The organism is Aliirhizobium sp. YIM B11859 (assembly GCF_057163345.1).
On sequence record NZ_JBXHAY010000007.1, the window covers coordinates 340,660 to 361,008 of the forward strand.

Below are 20,349 nucleotides of genomic sequence, written 5' to 3' on the forward strand. Positions count from 1 at the left end.
CTCTTCCTTCTTCAGGCAGGTTCGGATTGGGATTGGATTTCGCCGCGCAGCTGCAAGGCAAGGTCCGGGCTATCGGAGGTCAGGTGGCCGATACCGCGCTCCAGCCATGGCCGGATCAGCGCCTCGTCGTTCAGCGTCCAGACGCAGAGACGCTCGAGCGGCAACTTTTCAGTGATCAGCGCCCATTCGGCCGCCATCAGCTCGTGATGAACGGCAACGATATCGGCAAGCCCGTCGACATTGCCGAGAAAACGTTCGAGACCGCCCTGCTTGGCGGCCCATTCCGCATTGACCGACACGAGACGGGCAACGCTCGGCGCCGTACGACGGCACTCTTCCAGCACAGAAACATCGAACGAGGTCAGGTGGCAGCGTTCGGCAAGACCGAAACGCTCGATCTCGGCGACCACCTTCTCGGTAATGCTGGGATAGGGCCGCTTTACCTCATCCGACTTGATCTCGACATGCAGCTGCTTGCCTTCGGATTGCGCCAGAATGGCCAGCACTTCGGTCAGTGTCGGCACGCAGTCGGCCGTCCCTTCCAGATGCGCCTGCACCCGCATCTCCGGCGTGAGCGCGCGAACGAGACCGGTTCTGTCGGTGGTGCGCTCAAGCGTCGCGTCATGGATGACGACGAGTTCGCCGGCATCGGTCAGATGCACGTCGAATTCGATCGCATCGACGCCGAGCGCCAGCACGTTGCGAAAGCCGGTCAGCGAGTTTTCCGGCCACAGATTGCGGGCGCCACGATGGCCGGTGATGTTCGTCTTGGTCATGGACTATACCTTTTGGGACAAATCGAATTAGCGAAGCGTCGGGTCGAGCTTGTCGCGCAGCCAGTCGCCGACCAGCGAGATGGAAAGCGTCGTCATCATGATCACGAAGGCCGGGGCCAGCATGATCCACGGTGCGCGCGTCAGATACTCGCGGCCGAAACCGACCATGTTGCCAAGGCTGGTTTCCGGCGGCTGCACGCCGAGACCGAGGAAGGACAACCCGCTTTCCATCAAGATGATTTCCGGAAAGGTCAGCGTCATCGACACGATCAGTGTCGCGGCGACATTGGGCAGGATGTGATGCAGGTAGACGCGGGCCGGCGTTGCACCGAGCTGCACGACGGCCGCGGCATATCCTTGCGCGCTGGCTGAAATCGCCAGACCGCGGGCGATACGGGCATAACGTTCCCAGCCGTAGAACCCCATCAGCCCGATCAGAAGCGGCATCGACGAGCCGAAAAAGGCAAGCACCGCCAGCGACATGATGAGAAACGGAAGTGCCGCCTGGAAATCGGCCAGAACCAGAACGAGATGTTCGATGACCCCGCGAAACTTCGCCGCAGCAAAACCGAGCGCCGTGCCGAACACAGCCGAAATGATCGTCGCCCCGAAAGCGATCGCCAGCGATACCCGGATCGACTGCAGCAGACGCGAAAGCACGTCGCGGCCCAGTTCGTCGGTGCCCAGCAGATGCGCCGGATTGCCCGGCAGAGAAAGGCGGGCGCGCAGGTCCATGGCGGTAATGCCATACGGCCGGATCGTATCGGCAAAAAAGGCGACGAAGACCATGGCCGCAAGCCAGGCGATCCCGAAGGCAACCGAAAACGGCACCTTGCGCACCTGCCTGATCAGGCGAGTGAGGATCGGCGTCTCGGACGATGGCTGGCGGGATGTATCGACGATTGTCATATCCGCACTCCTCAATGGGCACTTTGGGCGCGAAGCCGGGGATCGAGCCAGCCGTAGAGCAGGTCGACGATCAGGTTCGACACGACCATGGTCGCGGCGATCATCAGCAGGATGCATTGGACGACGGCGAGATCCCGGTTGGTGACGGAAACGACCAGAAGGCGGCCGATGCCGGGCCAGGAAAAGATCGATTCCACCACGACGGCACCGGCAATCAGCGAACCGACCATGAAGCCGACAATGGTAACGATCGGCACCGCCGCATTCGGCAGCGCATGGCGCCACACGACGTCCTGCCACGCCATGCCCTTGGCGGATGCCGTGCGGATATAGGGTTGGTTCATCACCTCGATCATCGCGCTGCGCGAAAAGCGGGCAAGAATGCCGATACCGCCAATGCTCATCGTCAAGGTCGGCAGGATGCCGTGCTGCCAAGTATCCTGGCCGCCGGAGGGAAGCAGGCCGAGCGTGATCGAGAAGATCAGCACTAGCAACAGGCCCATAACGAAGGAGGGAATGGTGAAGCCGAAGATCGCCGCCAGAATGACGCCGCGATCGACCGCGCTTTGGCGATGCAGCGCCGCATAGACACCGGCCGGAATGCCGATCACCACTTTGAGAAACAGCGCCGGGATCGTCAGCTGCAGGGTCGCCGGGATACGGTCGATCACCAGCTGCATGGCCGAGGCCTTGTCGCGCATGGAGACGCCGAAATCGCCGCTGAAGATCGATCTGATATAGGCGAGATACTGGATCCACAGCGGCTGATCGAGCCCCCAGGCCTTGCGGAACGCATCGACCGCTTCCTGAGGAACATCCGGACCGAGCATGACCTGCGCCGGATCGCCCGACATGCGCAGCACGACGAAAGCGAAGGTCAAAACTGCGAGAATGGTGATGAGAGCGCGTAAAAAGCGGATGGAAACGAAACGAAGCATGGTCTGGCGCTCCTATGCGGCAACGGGCTGGTCGGCGCCGTCCACGAGATGGCAGGCGGCCGTGCGGCCTTCGGCGACGGGGCGCAGTGAAGGTATGCTGGTGCGGCAGATATCCGTCGCCAGCGGGCAGCGCGGATGAAAGGCGCAGCCGGACGGACGATTGGCCGGGTTCGGCGGCTCGCCCTGCAGGATCATGCGGCCCTTGAGCGGCTTGCCCGGAACCGGCACGCTGGAGACCAGCGCCTTGGTATAGGGATGCAGCGGCGACGCGAAGATGACGTCGGACGACGCCTCCTCGACGATCCGCCCGAGATACATGACGGCCACCCGGTCTGCCATATTGCGCACCACCTTCAGGTCGTGGCTGATGAACACCATGGCGATGCCGTTCTTTTCCTGCAGGTCGCGCAGCATGTTGACGACCTGCGCCTGGATCGACACGTCGAGCGCCGAGACGGGTTCGTCGCAGACAAGAAGCTTGGGCCGCGAGGCAAGCGCGCGGGCAATCACCGCGCGCTGCCTTTGGCCGCCTGAAAGCTCGTGCGGATAGCGGTCCGCCTGATCGGGCCGCAGACCCACCGAGACCATCAGTTCCGCCACGCGCGTCGCCCGATGTTCCTTCGGCACCAGCTTGTGGATGGCGAGCGGTTCGCCGATCTGTTCGGCAATCGTCAAACGCCGGTCGAGCGCCGCCAGCGGATCCTGATAAACGAGCTGCATCCGGGCGCGCAGCGCCCGCCATTCCGGCGTACCGAGCTTCGGCATCGGTACGCCGTCAAAGAAGGTCTCACCCTCCTGCGGCGGATCGATGCCGAGCAGCATACGTCCGAGCGTCGATTTTCCGGACCCGGATTCCCCGACCACGCCAAGCGTCTCGCCCGGCATGACGGTGAGGTCGATACCATCGACGGCGCGAACATGCGTCACCTTGCCGAACATGCCCTGGCGAACCTCATAAGTCCGAACCAAATCTTTCGCCTCAATCAGCGGAGCATTGGCGACAGGCGCGCTCACGATACGACCTCCACAACGCGGCTTGGGGAGCCATGCACTGCCTCGACGGTTTCACCGACCGGGTGGAAACAGGACAGCAGGCGGCCATCGTCCATCTCGGAAAGATTGGGCCGGCGGCTGCGACAGTCCGGCCCCGCATGCGAACAGCGTGGCGAAAATGCGCAGCCTTCCGGCAGGTCGCGCGGATGCGGAACCGTGCCGGGAATGGGGATCAGCCTTTCGCGCGGACCGTCGAGCCGCGGAATGGCATCGAATAGGCCGCGCGTATAGGGATGGCGCGGATTGTCGAACAAAGCCTCGATCGTGCCCTGCTCGACGATGCGGCCGGCATACATGACGCAGGCGCGCTCGCAGACCTGGGAAACGGCACCGAGATCGTGGCTGATGAAGATCGTCGCCATGCCGGTCTCGCGGCGAAGATCGATCAATAGATCGAGGATCTGCGCCTGGATCGTCGCATCGAGCGCCGTGGTCGGTTCGTCGGCGACAAGCAGGTCCGGTTCGCCGGCAAGCGCCATGGCAATCATCAGGCGCTGGCACTGGCCGCCGGAAAACTCATGCGGAAAATGGTCGAAACGCCGACGCGCACCGGGAATGCCGACCAGGTCCATCAGGCGCAGGGCTTCCGCCTTTGCCGTCTGGCCGCTCAATGCGCGGTGGATCACAAGCGCCTCGGTAATCTGCCGACCGATGCTGAGCACCGGATTGAGCGAACTGGACGGATCCTGGAAGATCATCGCGATACGCTTGCCGCGCACGCCTTCGAGAACGGTGCGCGGTCCGCCGAGAATTTCCTGTCCATCAACGAGCACCGAGCCGGCAACCGTCGCCTTGCCTGGCAAAAGCCCAAGGGCCGCAAGCCATGTGACCGACTTGCCGCAACCGGATTCACCGACAAGGCCGATCGCCTCGCCACGGCCAACCTTCAGATCGATGCCATGCAGAACCTGGACACCATCGAAAGCGACCGTCAGGCCGCGCAATTCCACGAGGTTGTTGGAAACCATCGGAGCGCATCTCCATTTCAAAAAATAGAAGACGCCGGCCGCGAGAGGCGGCCGGCGCGGGAGTGTCTAAGGTCAGGCGTTCCAGTTGCCGTTGCGGAAGTCCATGGCAAAGGCCGGAGCAGCCTTCCACTTCAGCGACTTCTTCATGCCGGTAAACACGGCATTCTGATGCAGGACCTGATAGGCCGGGTCTTCGCGCTCGGCGATTTCCAGCATGCGGGTGACGGCCTTCTTGCGCAGGTCACGATCGGTGGAGGTTTCCATGATCACGGAAAGCTTGTTCAGCTCCTCGTTGCTCCAGTCCTTCTTCTGCTGGGCTTCGCCGTTCGGGCCGAACTGCACGACGAGAGGCGTGATCGGGTCGTTGATCGTGTTGGAGGCCGACCAGTCGCGCACGCCCTTGACGCCTGCCGGATCGTGGATCTGCGCCCAGTTTTCCTTCATCTGGATCTCGACATTGAGACCGACCTGCTTCCACATCTCGACCATGATCTGCGCATTGGCAGTCTGGTTGGTGTAATAGTTGTTGAGCAGGCGATACGGGATCGCGTCACCCTTGTAATTGGCTTCCTTGAGCAGCTTCTTGGCGAGATCCGGATTGAATTCCGGAGCGGCCCAGCCCTCGACGAACATGTTCGAGGTCTTGAAGGATTCAAACTGCAGACCGGCCGGAACAGCCGTCTGGCCGGCCCAGAGCGCCTCGACGATCGCCTGGCGATCGATCGAATGGGTCATGGCACGGCGAACCAGCGGATTGGCAAGGATCGGGTTCTGCGTGTTGAAGGTCGAGATGCGGTGGTTCCAGATCGTCGAGCTCTGCACTTCGAGCCCGGGAGCTGCCTTGACGGCAGAAATCTGGTCCGGCGGCAGGTCGCAGGCGAAATCATATTCGCCCGACAGAAGGCCGTTGACGCGAGATGCGACTTCCGGAACCTCGACGAAGCGGATCTGCTGCAGCGGCGGGCGGCCGCCCCAATATTCATCGAAGGCAACCAGCGTCAGCGACACGTCCGGCTTGTATTCGCCGACCATGTAGGGGCCGGTGGTGATCGGCTTGCGGGCCCAATCGGTATAGCTTGCGGCGGCATCCCAGGCGCGGCGGCTGGTGATCTGGCTGCCGAAGGAATAGAGGCGGCCTTCAAGCGTCACGTCCGGCGTCGTGTTGTGGAAACGGACGGTATATTTGTCGACCACTTCGACACCGGCCAGGGCCGGCCACAGGCGGCGGGCAACGCCCGGCACGATCGCCGGCAGTTCCTTGGCGGTGGCCGGCTTGTTGTCGGCCTCGAAAATCGTCTTGCCGCCCTTCGGTTCGGTATTGCCGAACAGACGTTCCTTGGAGAAGGAGAAGGCCACGTCTTCGGCCGTCAGCTCGTCGCCATTGTGGAACTTGACGCCCTGGCGCAGCTTCAGTTCCAGCGTCTTGTCGTCGATCCGCTTCCATTCGGTGGCAAGGCTGGCCACCGGGCCCTGATCGCCCATCCAGTTGCGATCGATCAGGCCTTCCCACAGGTTCGGGAAGAACACCCGCTCGCCAACATTCGACTGCTCGTTCCAGACGTCGAGCGTGTTGTTATTGGTGATCTTCTGAACGGCGATGGTCACCGATGGGCGCGCACCCTGGCTGAATGACATGCGCGGCAGAATGATGCTGCCGGCAGCGGCCGACATCAGCCCCAGTGCGTGGCGGCGGTTCAAAGAAAGCATGAATCTCTCCTGTTGGAACGATGAACGATACGGGCACGCGACAGCCTTCGCCGGGCGCAAGGGGCCTTGGCGTCGGGCGTCGCAGGAAATCGACAAACAAATTTTGGTCGGCAGATCGGGAGTGATGAAAGCCGCTTTACCGCCTCACCGACTTCGCGTAGGTCTAGGTTACAAATGTTACGTCGATGTGACATTTGCGCAGGAGGGGTCTTGTCGAACCAGCAGCTTATGGTGCGAGCCTCATGGCTCTATCACGTGGAAGGCCTGACCCAGGCGCAGATTGCCGAGCGCATGCTTCTGACGCGGCGCAAGGTCAACGAACTTCTGGCGGCGGCCCTCGACCAGGGGGTAGTCAGGATCAGCTTTGCCTCACCGCTGGCGGAAAATGTCGAGCTTGAGGCGCAGCTGCGCCAGCTTTACGGCCTTCGCGATGCCGTGGTCGTTCCGACGCCGACGGACAATGACCACATGCCGGTCGCACTTGGCCGGGCAACGGCAATGCTTCTCGACCGCCTCATCACGACAAGCGAACCGGCATCGATCGGGGTGGGCTGGGGAGCAACCCTTGCCCAGACCGCGCATCACATGAGTTCCGCCAGCGCGCAATCGATCAAGATCCGCTCGATGATGGGTGGTCTGACACGCGGGTCCGAAATCAACACGTTCGAGATCGTCCGGCGGTTCGCACGGGTACTGAACGCCCAGTGTCACTATTTCGCAGCCCCGATCTATGCCGATGACCCGGCCTCGCGCGAGACGATCGTGTCGCAAACGGTCTTCCGAAATCTTCTTCGCGATGCAGCGACGGTCGATATCTCGGTGCTAAGCGTCGGCGACATCTCGCCCCGCTCGCTCCAGGTACGATACGGCCTGCCAACCGGAACCGACATCGGTGATCTGGTTGCAGCCGGCGCGGTTGGCGACCTGCTCGGCCGCTATCTCGATCGACAGGGCAGCGAGATCGACCATCCGCTCAACCGGCAGGTCATTTCTCCGTCGCTTGACGAGTATTGCCGCATTCCGATGCGGATCATCGCTTCGGGCGGACCTCACAAATACCAGATCCTGCGCGCGACACTTGCCGCAGGCCTGGCGTCCGTCCTGATCACCGACGCTGAAAGCGCTCGCTGGCTGATCGACAATCCCGTGGCCGGACGAGCTCGACCCGCACTGGACTCAGCAATGTGAGCTGTACGCGTCAGCCGATCGTCCAGCTCTCGTGCCCATTTGCGAATAAGGAAGCCGACCACGCTTACCTCGAGAGTAACCGCCCTCAAGATCGGAGCGGACGAATTCACGCCCCTGAACCGACACTAGGGCAAGATCAGATCGATCTGTTATCGCCGCTCGACAGAAGCGAACTGCCTTCCGACTCGTCTTCAGACGTTGCAAGGCAATCCAGAAGCTGCTCGCGCAAATCGTAGAGGGCATCGGAGAAGATATCCCCGCCGTTACGATAGGAGGTGGCGAGATCGGCCACCTCGCTATAGGCGGCAGCTTCCGCCACGCATTGCGCCACTGCAAAAACGCCATCCGCACCGATACGGGGAGCACTTTGCCCAGCCGCCATGGCGGCAATTGGAAAAGCACCAAAGCCGAGCGCAATTGCCGGCAGGATGAAGAAAGCGACGGTCATCCGCATCAGGTCATCTCCTTTGATGATTGCCGATCACTCCATGACGAAGTGACCGGCGTCCACATCAGTTGTCGCGCTTGGCCATCAGATCGGCGATGGTCGCCGAGCATTGCGGAGACAGCTTGTCCTTCTGCTGTTTGATACAGGCCATCAGTTTCCCGTCACCCGGTTTTATGCCGGGGCAAAGCTGCTGGATGTCCTGCTTGCAATTGTCCCGCAAGGCGAGCTTGTCCGACATCGACAGCTGCTGGGCAGAGACGACACTTGCGCTCGCGAGAAAGGCAACAGCGAGATATTTGAACATGATCTTTTCCTTCAAGGTCTATCGTAAAACGGTGTCGGGCCGGAGCGGCCTGACGGCAGGGACAGGAACCTCGATTTGGCTATCCGTTCCCGAGACGGGTTTTCGCATCGCCACGTGGCATGTTGATTTCCGGATTATTTCCGTTCGTTGCAGGCCGACGGACTTGCGCGGGAACCGATGTTTTCGGCAAGCGGCAGCGACACGACGACCTTCAGGCCGGACCGATCGCCAAGGTTGGAAAGCTCGATCATGCCACCCTGGGCATCGATAATCTGCTTCACGATCGAAAGACCGAGACCTGTTCCCCCATGCGCGCGGTTGCGGGACGGCTCGCCCCGGAAAAAGGGTTCGAAGACCAGCCCGAGATCCTCGTCGCGAACGCCCGGCCCGTCATCCTCGATGACCAGGACTGCCGTTTCGCCGTCCCGCGTCGTTGTGATACGGGCATGCTCTCCATAGCGATCGGCATTGGAAAGGAGGTTGTCGATAACTCTGCTGAGAGCGGTCGGCGGCACTCTGACGGGCAGCGTGGCCGCGGAGGCCATGAACTCGGTCCATCGACCATCCGGGTCCATGTCGGCGACGCAGCGCATAACGGCTTCGTTGAGGTCCACGACTTCTGCCTCGGAATTCACCGAGGATTCGCTTGCGAACAGCAGCACGTCGCCGAGCAGGCGCTCCATCGCCTCCACATCGCCGATCGCCTTGTCCCTGTGGCCACTGGCCGGCATCAGCTCGAGCCGCAGGCGAAAGCGCGTCAGATAGGTCTTGAGGTCATGGGATATCGCACCGAGAAACAGGGTCCTGTTGTTGAGAAGCCCGAGTATCCTGCCCTGCATGTTGTTGATCGCCCTGATCAGGCTACGCAGTTCGCGCGCCCCCCTCTCCTTCACCTCGACCGGCTCGACACTATTGCCAAGTTCATCGATGCTTTGCGCCAACTGGGCAAGCGGCCGCGTTTCGCGCGCCACAGCCAGGATTGCCAGCAGCGCCACGGCGATGCCGAAGAAACCCGCGATGAAGCCGATCGGCATGCTCCACACCCGCAGCGTCGTGGCATCCGATACGTTGAAGACGATGAATTCGCCGGTTTTCAGTTCGGCGACAAAGGTGATGATCATGAATCCCGGCTTGTCGCCACCGCCCTCGATCGTACCGACCCGAACGGTGCTGCCCGGCCTGTAGTCGTCGAGCATTGCCTGGGCCAGCACGCGCATACGGGTAAAGTTGAGCCCGTCGACAAAGCCACCGGGAACAGCCGGCACAATTTCCGCATTAAAACCGCTGACGTCAGACACCGCGAGCGCACGGGCCCGGAGGTCTTCTGGTGTGTCGTCGAGCAGGCGCACGACATTCACGATGCGATCGGCGATGGCATAGGGAGGAAGAGGCGAGCGATCCGCCTGCCACATATAGGATGCGACGACGGCGATCTGGCCGAGAAACAGCGCCGCGGTGACGATCAGTGCTATCCGGGCGACGATACCGAGCTGGCTCATGATGTCTCAGCCATTGGTGATCCTCGGATTGAAGAGATAACCGGCATTGCGCACGGTGGTGATGATCTGCACGTCTGCCGGCAGGCAGGCGGCAAGCTTGGTCCGCAATCGTGAGATCGTCACGTCGATCGTCCGGTCATAGGCGTCGGTGGTCGAACCACGCGTGTAATCCAGCAGTTGGTCGCGGGAAAGCACGCGCCGGGGCCTTTCGAGGAAACAGGCAAGAAGATCGAATTCCGCCGTGGTCAACGGTACCGAAGAACCATCCTCCATGGTGATGCTGCGCGCCTCGGGATCGACGACAAGGCCCGCGAACCGTTTGATGCCGCTGCCACCCGCCGGCTGGGCCACGGCATTGGTTCGCCGCAGCACTGCGCGGATACGGGCAAGCAGCTCGCGTGGATTGAATGGCTTGCCGATATAGTCGTCGGCGCCGAATTCAAGCCCGACGATCCGGTCGATCTCGGCGGACTTCGCCGTCAGCATGATGATCGGGACCTGCGATCGTGCCCGGATGCGCCGGCAGAAGGACAGGCCGTCCTCGCGCGGCATCATCAGGTCGAGAATGACCAGATCGGCCCACCTGCGTTCGATCAGTCTATCTGCAGATGCAGGACCGTCCGCGGTATGGACCAGATAACCCTCACCGGTCAGGAACTCGTCGAGAAGATCCCGGATTTCGGGATCGTCCTCGACGACCAGAATTTTCAACGTCTCGTCCATCTTCATTGCTCCCTTTTTCCGGGCCGCGACCATGTCGCAACATTCCGTCACACGGACGGCATCATCGCGCAAACTTGAATGCCGACAGTCATTGCGACCTATCCATTTCGGAACGCATCATGACCGTGCAGACTAGCGACCCCGCCCACTCTCGCCCGATCGCCCTGCTGAAACGACGTCAGGGCAATCTCCTTGTTGCAGGCATCCTGTTTGCAGCAGCAGGCTTCATGTTCTTCTGCAACATCGTCGCGGTGTCGGGCATATCCTGGCCGATGATCGGTCTGATGTTATTGGCCACCGGATTGCTGCAACTCTATGCCGCCTGCCAGATCAGGGAACATGTCGCGTTTGTCATGTGGGTTCTCGCCGTCGGTTTCTACATCCTCTTTGGTTTCATCGCATTGACCAGTCCGAGCAGCCGCTTCGCGGCTCTGAGCTTGATATTCTTCATCGGCCTGATCATCATCGGTGTCATGCGCTGCCATTGCGGCTACGTGTTTCGCTTTGCCGGTCGCGGATGGCGGTGGCTGTCGGCGACGGCCATGGTGACGATACTAGGCGGCAGCTTTCTTATCGCCGGCTGGCCGTCCAACGATCTGTCGCTCGCCGCCCAGTTGCTGGCCGTTGACCTTGCCGCCTACGGTCTGGGCTTGATCGGCTTCTCCGTTGAACTTGGTCGTCCTGTCGCTCCCATGGATGGCGGAAGAAAATAAACGAACCAACATCACCATTGCCTCGCTTCACGTTGCCGCCTTCGACGTCATCAGCGATTTCAACGATGCCGCCGTTGTCGATGCCCCGCGGTCGATGCCGGCCTTTGCCGCATCGAGCGGCAGGATGCTCGCCGTAATATTCAGCGCATTCGGATATTGCCGCGTGACAAAGGCATAGACCAGCCTGCCGTCGACGGAATTGAACAGCTCGACCGCATAGATCACCGAGCCGTTGAAATTGCCTTCCTTGTCCGCCGCAACCCGGACACCGCTGAGCGCAAATCCGACAGGCGTGACCTTCGTCGCGGTGCTCAGAACCGGCACGCTCTTGTCGGCACCGGTAATCGTCACCCGCATGCGAAGGACATTGCTGCCGCCGGCATTTGCCAGCAACTGACGCCGTAGCAGTTCTTGCCGAAATTTCAGCTCTGCATGACGCGCCAGTTGCCACTTTTGATCTTCGACGAGATTGCCGAACTGGTGATCACGGCCGCGATAGACCTGTACCGGCTCAAGCAGGATCGCCGAATATGATTTGAGCGCGACGGGATCGAGATCCGTATTGAAAACGACGCGCCGGTCGCCACCAGCGGTGCTGGCATGAAGTTCAGCCGCAGAAGTCAGATCCTGATAATGCGCCGGACGCGTGGCACACGACGTGCAGACAACGGCCGCGCCAATGAGCAGCGCCCCCCGCAATGCCGTGACCGCCGTCAGTTGAACCATGATAGCCGGCCTCCCTTGATCGCCATCGCCAGAATTGCGCCCGAATGGCTTGCTCATGGCGGCCTGCTATAAGCGGACACGCGATTTTCGGGCGAATTTCAGAAATGTTACGATTTGTTGCAGCCAGGCCGGCGGCACGCCCTGCAAACTTCTGTATCAAATCTGAAACAGGCTATCAAAACCGGCCATGGATCATCCGGCATCTTCAACAAGAGGAGCCGAAAAGCCCATGGTCCTTCATCATTCCCAGGCAGACGCCGCGACACGGCGCCTGCTTCACATCTTGCCTTCCGTCGCGCAGATTGGCAGGCCGGTTGCAGCCTTCCTGCTCGCGCTTTCCATGATCCTGTCTTTCGGCGGGCTGAGCCAGGCCTCGGCCGCCGTCGGCGGTGTTGCCATGACCAGCGTCAATCTGCGCGCCGGGCCGAGCACCGGCTATCCGGTCGTACTCACCATGCCGCAAAGTGCTTCGCTGGCGGTTTATGGGTGCATAGCCGACAAATCCTGGTGCGATGTCAGCTGGAGCGGCAGCCGTGGCTGGGTCGCGGCCGGCTATATCCAGGTCTATTACAACGGCCGCCCCACCGTTCTCACGGCGGCAATCGTGCCCGCAGTCGGTATCGCCACCGTCGCCTTCAGCGTTGCCTATTGGGATAGCCATTACCATTCGCAGCCATGGTACGGGCATTGGAACCGCTATTATGTTGGCGGCGGATCGAGAACGGTTGTGGGTGGTTGCGGTGATCACGGCTGCGGTGGTGCGGCGGTAACCCGCGGTCCTTATGGCGGTGGCCGGGCAGCAGCCGGTGGATGCCATGACGGCAATTGCGGCGGCGCGGCGGTGACCCGCGGCCCGAATGGCGGCGGCCGCGCATCGGTCGGCGGCTGCAACGACGAACGTTGCGGTGGCGCCTCCGTCACCCGCAGACCGAACGGCAACACCGTCATCCGTCATGGTGGCTTCGATCGCCCCTGATCCTTGACTGGATCCTTGCCATTTCTTTTAACCGAAAGATGTCCCGCCGCCGGTTCGGCCGCGGGACAAGTGGCAATGTCCTTGCCGGCTCAGTCGGCCTCGAATCCATCCAGCACGACCTTGCCCCTGGTCTTTCCGCTTTCAATCGCCACGTGCGCCTTTATGAGGTTGGCGGCGTTGATCGGCGACAGCGTCTCGGTAACGGTCGTGCGGATCACGCCCTCGTCGATCAGCTGCGATACCTCGTTGAGCAGCTTTCCCTGTTCGGCAATATCTGCGGTCTCGAAGATAGAGCGGGTAAACATCAGCTCCCAATGAATGGACACGGCCTTGCGTTTGAAGCCGACGACATCAAGACTGTCCGGATCGTCGATCAACCCGAACCGACCCTGCGGCGCGATCAGTTCGATAATCTCCTTCAGATGCCCATGGGTTTCCGTGGTGGAAAAGACGAAGGCCGGCGCACCGATGCCAAGAGCCGCCACCTGCGCTGCAATCGGCTTGGAATGATCAATCACGTGATGGGCACCGAGCGTCTTTACCCAGTCCTGCGTTTCCGGCCGCGAGGCAGTGGCGATGACCGTGACATCGGTCAGAGCGCGCGCCAGCTGGATGGCGATCGATCCGACACCGCCTGCACCGCCGATGATGACGATCGCATTGGCGGCACCGGGTACGGGCTTGGCGATGTTGAGCCGATCGAACAGCATTTCCCATGCCGTGATCGTTGTCAGCGGCAAGGCTGCAGCCTCGGCATTCGACAGCGTCTTCGGCTTCTTTCCGACGATACGCTCATCCACCAGATGGAATTGGCTGTTGGCACCGGGACGGATCAGTGAGCCGGCATAAAAGACCTCGTCACCGACCTTGAAATCGTTCACCTCGGGTCCGGTCTCGGCCACTTTGCCCACGGCATCCCAGCCGAGGATTTTCCATTGGCCCGCTTCGGGGCTGGCGCCCTTCCTGATCTTGACATCGACCGGGTTGACCGAGATCGCCCCAACCTCGACGAGAATGTCCCGGCCCGACGGTACCGGCCGCGCAAGCTCGATATCCTGGAGGGCGTCTTGGCGCTCGATCGCGCCGGCTGTCTTGTAACCGATGGCTTTCATGGTTTGCTCCCTGCATGAATGACTGGGCATTGGATATGGAGCTAAATTGGCCTATATTCGCTTGAGTGCAATACGCACAAAAACAGCATGTAGTATCAAAAAGGATACTGTGATGGCCAAGGCTCGCCACACGCGTTTCGACTGCTCGCCCGGCTGCTCGGTCGAGGCCGCAATCGGTCTGATCGACGGCAAGTGGAAATCGGTGGTGCTTTATCACCTGATGTCGGGAACGCTGCGCTTCAACGAAATCCGCAAGCATATAGCCAATGTCACGCCGCGCATGCTGACCAACCAGCTGCGCGAACTGGAGGATGACGGCCTGATCCAACGCAAGGTTTATGCGCAGGTCCCGCCCAAGGTCGAATACAGCCTTTCCGAACTCGGCCGCAGCATGGAGCCGATCCTGCTCGCGCTGAAATATTGGGGCGACGCCAATATCAGCCTTTACGGCAAGCCCCTCGGCATCGATCCGCGGGAGGCCGCAGCCGACGCTGTGACCGGCAAACGGGCACAGATAGACACCTGAGGCACTCCGCTGATTGGCTCGGTCATCGAGTTCCGCCTCCGAAACCGATCCTAGCCGTCATGCTCGCGGATGACATCGAGAAAGGCATCGCCATAACGCTCCAGTTTCGCCTGCCCGACGCCGGAAATATCGAGTAGCGCGTCATGGCTTGTCGGGCGCTGGGTCGCGAAGGCGACGAGCGTCGTATCGGCAAACACGACATAGGGCGGAATGGACAATTCCTTGGCGATCGCCATACGCGTTCTGCGCAGGGCTTCGAACAGGACGGCATCCGCCTCGTCCAGTTGGGACCTGGCGTTTTTCGAACTCGCAGACAGGTTTTTGTCCGCCTTGCGGCCAGCAGGCCGGTCCTTGCGAAAGCGGACCTCCCTTTCGTGCCTGAACACCGCCCGTGCCTCCGGTTCCAGCTTCAGCGCCCCGAAAGCGTCGTGATCGACCTTCACCATGCCGGCAGCGAGAAGCTGGCGGTAAACCGATTGCCATGTTTTGGACGGCAGATCGCTACCGGCACCGAAGACGGGCATCTCCGTATGCCCGAAACGACGTGTCTTTTCATTGTCGGTGCCGAGCAGCACATCGATCAGATGGCCGGTGCCGAAACGTTCGCCGGTCCGATAGATGGCTGCAAGGGCCTTGATCGCCGCCTCCGTGCCATCCCATGTGTCGACGGGCTTGAGGCAGGTATCGCAATTGCCGCAATGCCCCGCATGCGCCTCGCCGAAATGGGCAAGGATCGCCTGGCGGCGGCAACCCGCAGTCTCGCAGATGCCGAGCAGCGCATTCAGCTTCGCACGTTCGACCCGCTTCACGTCATCGGCGGAATTGCCGCTGTCTATCATCCGGCCGCGCTGGATGACATCGGCCATGCCGTAAGCCATCCAGACCTCGGAAGGCAGGCCATCGCGCCCGGCACGGCCCGTCTCCTGATAATAGGCCTCGACCGACCCCGGCAGATCGAGATGGGCGACATAACGGACATTGGGTTTGTCGATCCCCATGCCGAAAGCGACGGTAGCGACGAGGCAGAGCTCGTCCTCCTTGAGAAACGCATCCTGGTTGGCATCGCGAATATGCCGCTCCATGCCGGCATGGTAGGGCAGTGACCGGATACCCTGGGTCTCGAGCCATTCGGCCGTCTCCTCCACCTTTGCCCGTGACAGGCAATAAACGATCCCGCTCGATCCCTTGTGACGCGACAGGAAATGCAGAAGCTGCTGGCGCGGCTGGTTCCGTTCGACGATCTCATAGGCGATATTGGGACGATCGAACGACGAGGTGAACACCCGGGCACCGTCAAGCCCCAGCCTCTCGATAATGTCGTCACGCGTATGGGGATCGGCCGTTGCGGTCAGCGCCATTCTAGGCACGCCCGGATAGAGACTGGCCAATTCGCCGAGCTGGCGGTATTCGGGCCGGAAATCATGCCCCCATTGAGAAACGCAATGGGCCTCGTCGATGGCGAACACGGCAATCCTTGCATCTCCGAGGACGCTCCGGAACCCCGGTGTAGTGATGCGCTCCGGCGTTACATAGAGCAGGTCGAGATTGCCCGCAGCCAGATCCCGCCGCACATCCTCGAACCCTTCGTGCGACAGGGACGAATTCAGTGCCGCCGCCCGCACACCCACCTGTTTCAGCGCTTCCACCTGGTCGCGCATCAGCGCGATAAGAGGCGACACGACGATGCCGACGCCGTCGCGGCAGAGTGCCGGGATCTGGAAACACAGGGATTTTCCGGCCCCGGTCGGAAACAGTACGACCGCATCGCCACCCGAGATGACATGATCGATCACACTGCCCTGTTGCCCGCGAAACGATGAATAGCCGTAGACCTTCTGCAGCACCTTTGCCGGATCTTTCGCCTCATCCCTGCCCGAGGGTGCAACTGAACTGTTTGGTTTTCCGTACATGGACATCCCCGCCGATCAATGCCGGGACTATGGCACAGGAAGCACCTCGACCGCGAGTGCCTGTCGCCTCCGCAGACCGGAGAAGGCACTCGACACGACGGACTATTTCTTGAATAGCCGACTAATCAGGCGCACCGGGTCGCCGGCCATCGTCAGTTTCCTGTTACCGCCTGCCCAGCATGAACATCAGGAAAGGCGCACCGAGAAGAGCCGACACCAGCCCCGCCGGTATCTGATACGGCGATACGATCGTACGGCCGATAAAATCTGCCGCCACCATCATCCCACCACCGATGAGGGCTGCACCGATCATCTGCGGCAGCGCGCGGGTCAGGCCGGCCTCACGCGCGAGATGGGGTCCCATCAGGCCGACAAATGACAGCGGACCGACCGTAAGTGTTGCTACCGCAGTCATAAATCCGGCAAGCCCGAACAGCGCCAGTCTCGATCTTCCAAGCGGTATGCCGACGGCTGCCGAAGCAGCGGGCCCGAGCGGCAGGATGTCCAGCCACCGGCGCGCTGCAAGTGCTGTCGAAATCAGCACGACCGCCATCGCCACTTCCACGATCGCCGTCGTTCCATCCACCAGATAGGTCGAGCCGCTCATCCAGCGCATTAGCAGAAATGCTCTCGGATCCCCTGACGAACTCAACACGCCGACGACCGCATCGACCATGGCGCTGAGCGCGATACCGGCAAGCAGAACCCTCTCCGGCGCAAAGCTTGCGCGGCGCGAACTGAGCAGGATCACCGCCAGAACTGCGATTGCGCCGATAACCGCAAAGGCGAACTGTCCGGAAAATCCCGGAGCAATGGCAAAAAGGGCAATTGCAACGCCGAATGTCGCACCGGCGCTGATCCCGAGAACCTCAGGGCTTGCCATATGGTTTCCGGTCAGCTTCTGGAGGATCGAACCCGCAACGGCGAGCATCGCACCGGATGCCAGAACCGCAAACACCTTCGGTGCACGGATCGCAAGGATATCGCCGGAGAATTCGCCGTTAAGCACAGCCCAGCCGCCGCCGGGCCCACGTCCGACAAGAATGCTGAGAGCCAGCACAAGCAGCAGACTGCCAAGAACGATGACAACGGGACGTTTTGCATCCCACCGGCGCGACTTCTGTCGCGCCACCGCCTGCTCGATCCGGTGACGGATCTTCAGCCGCGGCAGAAGCGCAAGCAGCAGCGGCGAGCCGAAAATCGCGGTCACGGCACCGGTCGGCAGAAAGTCACCGAGACCACCGGCAACGAGCTGCAGCACGGAATCGGCAAGAAACAGCAGTCCGGCGCCGATAAGCGGAGACCAGAAGATCAATTGAGCAGGCCGACGCGCGCCGCAGAGCCGGGCAAGCGTCGGTGCGACCAACCCGATGAAACCGATGACGCCGACGGCACTGGTGACGAAGGCAGAAAGCGCAACGGCGCAGGCAATGATCACGACACGCAGGCGAGCCAGCTTAACTCCAAGCGCCGCCGAGCCGCTATCGCCCAGATCAAGCAGCGCAAGCGGCCTGATCGTCAGGGCGCAGACAATCGCGACGATCGCCATTTTCCACAGCAGCGACAACGGAATGACCCAACTCTGCTGTGCCAGCGAACCCGCGCCCCAGATGAACAGGCTCGCGAGATAACGCTGGTTCAGATAGGTCAGTATGGCCGCAAGCCCGCCGCACCAGAGACTGAGGACAAGGCCGGAAAGAACCAGCGAATAGGGCGAGAAACCGCGTCGGGCACCAAGTCCGACGACGATCGCGGCGGCGACCGCACTCCCTGACATGGCAACGACGTCACGGCCGGCGCCAAGCAGGTCGGGCAGGAACAGCGATACGATCACGATCGCAAGGTTTGCTCCGGCCGAAACGCCGAGCGTCGTCGGATCTGCAAGCGGATTTCGCAGGACCTGTTGGAACAGCGCGCCTGACAAGGCGAGCGCTGCACCGGCAAGCAGTGCCGTTGCCAGCCGAGGCAGGGTCGAATAATAAACGACCATGCGCTGGATATCGTATTGCGCACCCGCCGGTCCGGACAGGACAGGCGCAACCAGAAGCCATGAGGCCGCGCAGCCTGCGCCGATCAGCAAAAGAACGGCGAGCGCCGGCCCGAGATTGTCACGTCGGGCTAGGGTCATACATCTTGTTCCAGGAGATCGGTCACCAGGCCGGCGAACCGCATTGCCTCGTTGACCATGCCGAACATCAGCGCCGGCGCAACGACGGAAAGATGGCCCGGTCGCGCGAACGGCAGCCGCTGCCATAAAGGGCTGTCTGCCAGTTTGGGCAGCACATCCGGCGGGATCGGATCGAATGCGATCAACCGCGCGTCCGGATCGGTGATCCTGGAGAGGTCCTCGATACCGATCGTCTCGAAACCCCAATAGTTCGATTTTTGCGTCCAGGCATTGCGCACGCCGATCCGTTCGAGCGCATTGTGAAACAGACCCGGTGCCGAATAGATGCGGGCATGGCGCGCATCCATGAACGTCACCAGCGCGACCGGCGCAATGGCCTTGCCGGCCAGACGCGCACGGCATGTGTCGAAAAATCCATCGGATTGTGCCAGAAACTGCTCCGCCGCCGTTTCACGTCCGAGTTCGGCGGCGAGCTTGCGCGTCGCGGCGATGGCGGAAGGCAGAACCGGGCCGGAATCGGGCGTAAAAATCTCCATCCGCAGAACTTTGGCGATCGGCTTGAGCCTCGGCATAAGGTCGTCGAGATAAGGTGTCGTCAGGATGATGTCGGGCTTCAGCTGGATAAGGATCTCGAAGTCGACCTCGTAGGAACTGCCAATATCGATGACGGACGGCGGCATGGCCGGCTCGACCACCCATTTGCCCCAGTCGGCGAGATCAGAAATTCCGACGGGCGCAACTCCGAGCGACAGAAGCGTAGAGGCCAGCCCATAGTCGAGGCTGACGATCCTTTGTCCATCGACCTCGGCCAGCAAGGGTTTGGGAATGGAAACGGCTGCCGCTGCAGCGGTTTGGAGAAATGAGCGTCGTGACATCTTCATCGCAGCCGAACCTCAGCAAGCATAGGCAAGCGGATGCGAAAGGCTCGGAACAGAAATCACCTCCATGTCGATCCCGTAGATGGCACGAAGCGTCGCGGGGGCCAGAATTTCGCCCGGCACTCCGCTGGCGACAACCCGCCCGCCCTTCAGAGCATGGATCCGATCGCAAAAACGCGCCGCCATGTTGATGTCGTGGAGAACGATGACGACACTTCTGCCGCCCTCATGGGCCAGTCGCCGCACGAGAGACAGGACTTCGACCTGATGAGAGATATCCAGCGCAGCCGTCGGTTCGTCGAGCAAAAGGCACCGTGCATCCTGCGCGATCAGCATCGCGATCCAGGCACGTTGCCGCTCTCCCCCGGAAAGCGTCCCGACCACGCGATCGGCAAATGGCCTTATATGCGTCGCGTCTATGGCAGACTCGACCCTTTCCCGATCGACATCGGAGAAGCGACCCAATGCCCCGTGCCATGGGTAACGACCGCAGCCGACGAGTTCGCGGATCGTCATGTCCGATCCGGTGCTCAGATCCTGCGGCAGATAGGCGACCGAGCGGGCAAAGTCGCGGCCGTGATAGTGTTTGAGGTCGCGATCACCGTAACGGACAGATCCGGTTGTCGGAAAATGTTGCCGCGCCAGGATTTTAAGGAGGCTGGATTTGCCGGAACCGTTATGTCCGACAAGAGCAACGACCTCTCCTGCCGGAAAGTCGAGACTGACATCCGACAGGATCGCATTTCCATCGATAGAGAGGCCGACCTTGTCTGCCGCGAAGGCTTTCGTTGTATCTGGCGCATCCTGCGCAAGCTGAACCGAGGCCACGCTACCTCCTATGCTGAGACTGAATTCCGGTGTCTGACC

20 protein-coding genes are annotated in these 20,349 nt (G+C 61.3%); 4 read left to right on the forward strand and 16 right to left on the reverse strand.

Annotated features, from left to right (window positions below; genetic code table 11):
* Positions 1-11: 11 nt before the first annotated feature.
* From AC2GXZ_RS24985 to AC2GXZ_RS25010, 6 genes are all read right to left on the reverse strand, one after another.
* Entirely contained in the window at positions 12-776 is a 765-nt protein-coding gene (locus tag AC2GXZ_RS24985; RefSeq protein WP_483761920.1) for a glycerophosphodiester phosphodiesterase family protein, read from the reverse strand.
* A 27-nt stretch (positions 777-803) separates the two neighbouring features.
* Positions 804-1,685 (reverse strand): ABC transporter permease, encoded by an 882-nt coding sequence (locus AC2GXZ_RS24990; protein WP_483761921.1) that lies wholly within the window; start codon positions 1,683-1,685, stop codon positions 804-806.
* Between the two features lie 11 nt (positions 1,686-1,696).
* The gene (locus AC2GXZ_RS24995; RefSeq protein WP_483761922.1) at positions 1,697-2,623 is read right to left on the reverse strand and encodes an ABC transporter permease; all 927 of its coding nucleotides are present in this window, start codon (positions 2,621-2,623) and stop codon (positions 1,697-1,699) included.
* A 12-nt stretch (positions 2,624-2,635) separates the two neighbouring features.
* A complete protein-coding gene (locus AC2GXZ_RS25000; RefSeq protein WP_483761981.1) occupies positions 2,636-3,562 on the reverse strand; it encodes an ABC transporter ATP-binding protein in 927 nt (308 codons plus the stop codon).
* Positions 3,563-3,633: 71 nt separating this feature from the next.
* Positions 3,634-4,644, reverse strand: a complete 1,011-nt coding sequence (locus AC2GXZ_RS25005) for an ABC transporter ATP-binding protein (protein ID WP_483761923.1) — start codon at positions 4,642-4,644, stop codon at positions 3,634-3,636.
* 72 nt (positions 4,645-4,716) lie between these two features.
* Positions 4,717-6,351 carry an ABC transporter substrate-binding protein gene (locus AC2GXZ_RS25010; protein ID WP_483761924.1) on the reverse strand — a complete coding sequence of 545 codons (1,635 nt, stop codon included), beginning with the start codon at positions 6,349-6,351 and terminating at the stop codon, positions 4,717-4,719.
* 210 nt (positions 6,352-6,561) lie between these two features.
* On the opposite strand from AC2GXZ_RS25010, the gene AC2GXZ_RS25015 reads away from it, so the two are divergent.
* Positions 6,562-7,539, forward strand: coding sequence for a sugar-binding transcriptional regulator (locus tag AC2GXZ_RS25015; RefSeq protein ID WP_483761925.1), 978 nt, complete (start codon positions 6,562-6,564; stop codon positions 7,537-7,539).
* A gap of 136 nt (positions 7,540-7,675) precedes the next feature.
* Here AC2GXZ_RS25015 and AC2GXZ_RS25020 read toward each other — a convergent pair whose 3' ends face one another.
* From AC2GXZ_RS25020 to AC2GXZ_RS25035, 4 genes are all read right to left on the reverse strand, one after another.
* On the reverse strand, positions 7,676-7,993 hold the full coding sequence (locus AC2GXZ_RS25020; protein WP_483761926.1) for a hypothetical protein: 318 nt from the start codon (positions 7,991-7,993) through the stop codon (positions 7,676-7,678).
* A gap of 58 nt (positions 7,994-8,051) precedes the next feature.
* A complete protein-coding gene (locus AC2GXZ_RS25025; RefSeq protein WP_483761927.1) occupies positions 8,052-8,291 on the reverse strand; it encodes a cysteine rich repeat-containing protein in 240 nt (79 codons plus the stop codon).
* Between the two features lie 134 nt (positions 8,292-8,425).
* Complete coding sequence (locus tag AC2GXZ_RS25030) at positions 8,426-9,790, reverse strand: ATP-binding protein (protein ID WP_483761928.1); 1,365 nt, start codon at positions 9,788-9,790, stop codon at positions 8,426-8,428.
* Positions 9,791-9,796: 6 nt separating this feature from the next.
* Positions 9,797-10,513 carry a response regulator gene (locus tag AC2GXZ_RS25035; protein WP_483761929.1) on the reverse strand — a complete coding sequence of 239 codons (717 nt, stop codon included), beginning with the start codon at positions 10,511-10,513 and terminating at the stop codon, positions 9,797-9,799.
* Positions 10,514-10,632: 119 nt separating this feature from the next.
* On the opposite strand from AC2GXZ_RS25035, the gene AC2GXZ_RS25040 reads away from it, so the two are divergent.
* Positions 10,633-11,226, forward strand: coding sequence for an HdeD family acid-resistance protein (locus AC2GXZ_RS25040; RefSeq protein WP_483761930.1), 594 nt, complete (start codon positions 10,633-10,635; stop codon positions 11,224-11,226).
* Between the two features lie 27 nt (positions 11,227-11,253).
* Here the strand turns inward: AC2GXZ_RS25040 and AC2GXZ_RS25045 are convergent, their stop codons facing one another.
* Positions 11,254-11,952 (reverse strand): DUF3313 domain-containing protein, encoded by a 699-nt coding sequence (locus AC2GXZ_RS25045; RefSeq protein ID WP_483761931.1) that lies wholly within the window; start codon positions 11,950-11,952, stop codon positions 11,254-11,256.
* 229 nt (positions 11,953-12,181) lie between these two features.
* Here AC2GXZ_RS25045 and AC2GXZ_RS25050 point away from each other — a divergent pair, with 229 nt between their 5' ends.
* Positions 12,182-12,928, forward strand: a complete 747-nt coding sequence (locus AC2GXZ_RS25050; protein ID WP_483761932.1) for an SH3 domain-containing protein — start codon at positions 12,182-12,184, stop codon at positions 12,926-12,928.
* A gap of 89 nt (positions 12,929-13,017) precedes the next feature.
* On the opposite strand, the gene AC2GXZ_RS25055 is transcribed toward AC2GXZ_RS25050, so the two are convergent.
* Positions 13,018-14,040 carry a zinc-binding alcohol dehydrogenase family protein gene (locus tag AC2GXZ_RS25055; RefSeq protein WP_483761933.1) on the reverse strand — a complete coding sequence of 341 codons (1,023 nt, stop codon included), beginning with the start codon at positions 14,038-14,040 and terminating at the stop codon, positions 13,018-13,020.
* A 112-nt stretch (positions 14,041-14,152) separates the two neighbouring features.
* Between AC2GXZ_RS25055 and AC2GXZ_RS25060 the strand changes: the two genes are divergently transcribed.
* Positions 14,153-14,566 carry a winged helix-turn-helix transcriptional regulator gene (locus tag AC2GXZ_RS25060; protein ID WP_483761934.1) on the forward strand — a complete coding sequence of 138 codons (414 nt, stop codon included), beginning with the start codon at positions 14,153-14,155 and terminating at the stop codon, positions 14,564-14,566.
* Between the two features lie 50 nt (positions 14,567-14,616).
* Here AC2GXZ_RS25060 and recQ read toward each other — a convergent pair whose 3' ends face one another.
* The 4 genes from recQ to AC2GXZ_RS25080 form a co-directional block, all read right to left on the reverse strand.
* Entirely contained in the window at positions 14,617-16,476 is a 1,860-nt protein-coding gene (recQ, locus tag AC2GXZ_RS25065) for a DNA helicase RecQ (protein ID WP_483761935.1), read from the reverse strand.
* Positions 16,477-16,639: 163 nt separating this feature from the next.
* Positions 16,640-18,604 (reverse strand): Fe(3+)-hydroxamate ABC transporter permease FhuB, encoded by a 1,965-nt coding sequence (gene fhuB / locus AC2GXZ_RS25070; protein ID WP_483761936.1) that lies wholly within the window; start codon positions 18,602-18,604, stop codon positions 16,640-16,642.
* Complete coding sequence (locus AC2GXZ_RS25075; protein ID WP_483761937.1) at positions 18,601-19,485, reverse strand: iron-siderophore ABC transporter substrate-binding protein; 885 nt, start codon at positions 19,483-19,485, stop codon at positions 18,601-18,603. The genes fhuB and AC2GXZ_RS25075 overlap by 4 nt, the downstream gene beginning before the upstream one ends.
* A 12-nt stretch (positions 19,486-19,497) precedes the next feature.
* On the reverse strand, positions 19,498-20,310 hold the full coding sequence (locus AC2GXZ_RS25080) for an ABC transporter ATP-binding protein (protein ID WP_483761938.1): 813 nt from the start codon (positions 20,308-20,310) through the stop codon (positions 19,498-19,500).
* Positions 20,311-20,349 lie beyond the last annotated feature (39 nt).

Coding starts and splice junctions, on each gene's coding strand:
- AC2GXZ_RS24985 (WP_483761920.1), bottom strand. CDS start 776: ATGACCAAGACGAACATCACCGGCCATCGTGGCGCCCGCAATCTGTGG.
- AC2GXZ_RS24990 (WP_483761921.1), bottom strand. CDS start 1,685: ATGACAATCGTCGATACATCCCGCCAGCCATCGTCCGAGACGCCGATC.
- AC2GXZ_RS24995 (WP_483761922.1), bottom strand. CDS start 2,623: ATGCTTCGTTTCGTTTCCATCCGCTTTTTACGCGCTCTCATCACCATT.
- AC2GXZ_RS25000 (WP_483761981.1), bottom strand. CDS start 3,562: ATGTTCGGCAAGGTGACGCATGTTCGCGCCGTCGATGGTATCGACCTC.
- AC2GXZ_RS25005 (WP_483761923.1), bottom strand. CDS start 4,644: ATGGTTTCCAACAACCTCGTGGAATTGCGCGGCCTGACGGTCGCTTTC.
- AC2GXZ_RS25010 (WP_483761924.1), bottom strand. CDS start 6,351: ATGCTTTCTTTGAACCGCCGCCACGCACTGGGGCTGATGTCGGCCGCT.
- AC2GXZ_RS25020 (WP_483761926.1), bottom strand. CDS start 7,993: ATGCGGATGACCGTCGCTTTCTTCATCCTGCCGGCAATTGCGCTCGGC.
- AC2GXZ_RS25025 (WP_483761927.1), bottom strand. CDS start 8,291: ATGTTCAAATATCTCGCTGTTGCCTTTCTCGCGAGCGCAAGTGTCGTC.
- AC2GXZ_RS25030 (WP_483761928.1), bottom strand. CDS start 9,790: ATGAGCCAGCTCGGTATCGTCGCCCGGATAGCACTGATCGTCACCGCG.
- AC2GXZ_RS25035 (WP_483761929.1), bottom strand. CDS start 10,513: ATGGACGAGACGTTGAAAATTCTGGTCGTCGAGGACGATCCCGAAATC.
- AC2GXZ_RS25040 (WP_483761930.1), top strand. CDS start 10,633: ATGACCGTGCAGACTAGCGACCCCGCCCACTCTCGCCCGATCGCCCTG.
- AC2GXZ_RS25045 (WP_483761931.1), bottom strand. CDS start 11,952: ATGGTTCAACTGACGGCGGTCACGGCATTGCGGGGGGCGCTGCTCATT.
- AC2GXZ_RS25050 (WP_483761932.1), top strand. CDS start 12,182: ATGGTCCTTCATCATTCCCAGGCAGACGCCGCGACACGGCGCCTGCTT.
- AC2GXZ_RS25055 (WP_483761933.1), bottom strand. CDS start 14,040: ATGAAAGCCATCGGTTACAAGACAGCCGGCGCGATCGAGCGCCAAGAC.
- AC2GXZ_RS25060 (WP_483761934.1), top strand. CDS start 14,153: ATGGCCAAGGCTCGCCACACGCGTTTCGACTGCTCGCCCGGCTGCTCG.
- recQ (WP_483761935.1), bottom strand. CDS start 16,476: ATGTACGGAAAACCAAACAGTTCAGTTGCACCCTCGGGCAGGGATGAG.
- fhuB (WP_483761936.1), bottom strand. CDS start 18,604: ATGACCCTAGCCCGACGTGACAATCTCGGGCCGGCGCTCGCCGTTCTT.
- AC2GXZ_RS25075 (WP_483761937.1), bottom strand. CDS start 19,485: ATGAAGATGTCACGACGCTCATTTCTCCAAACCGCTGCAGCGGCAGCC.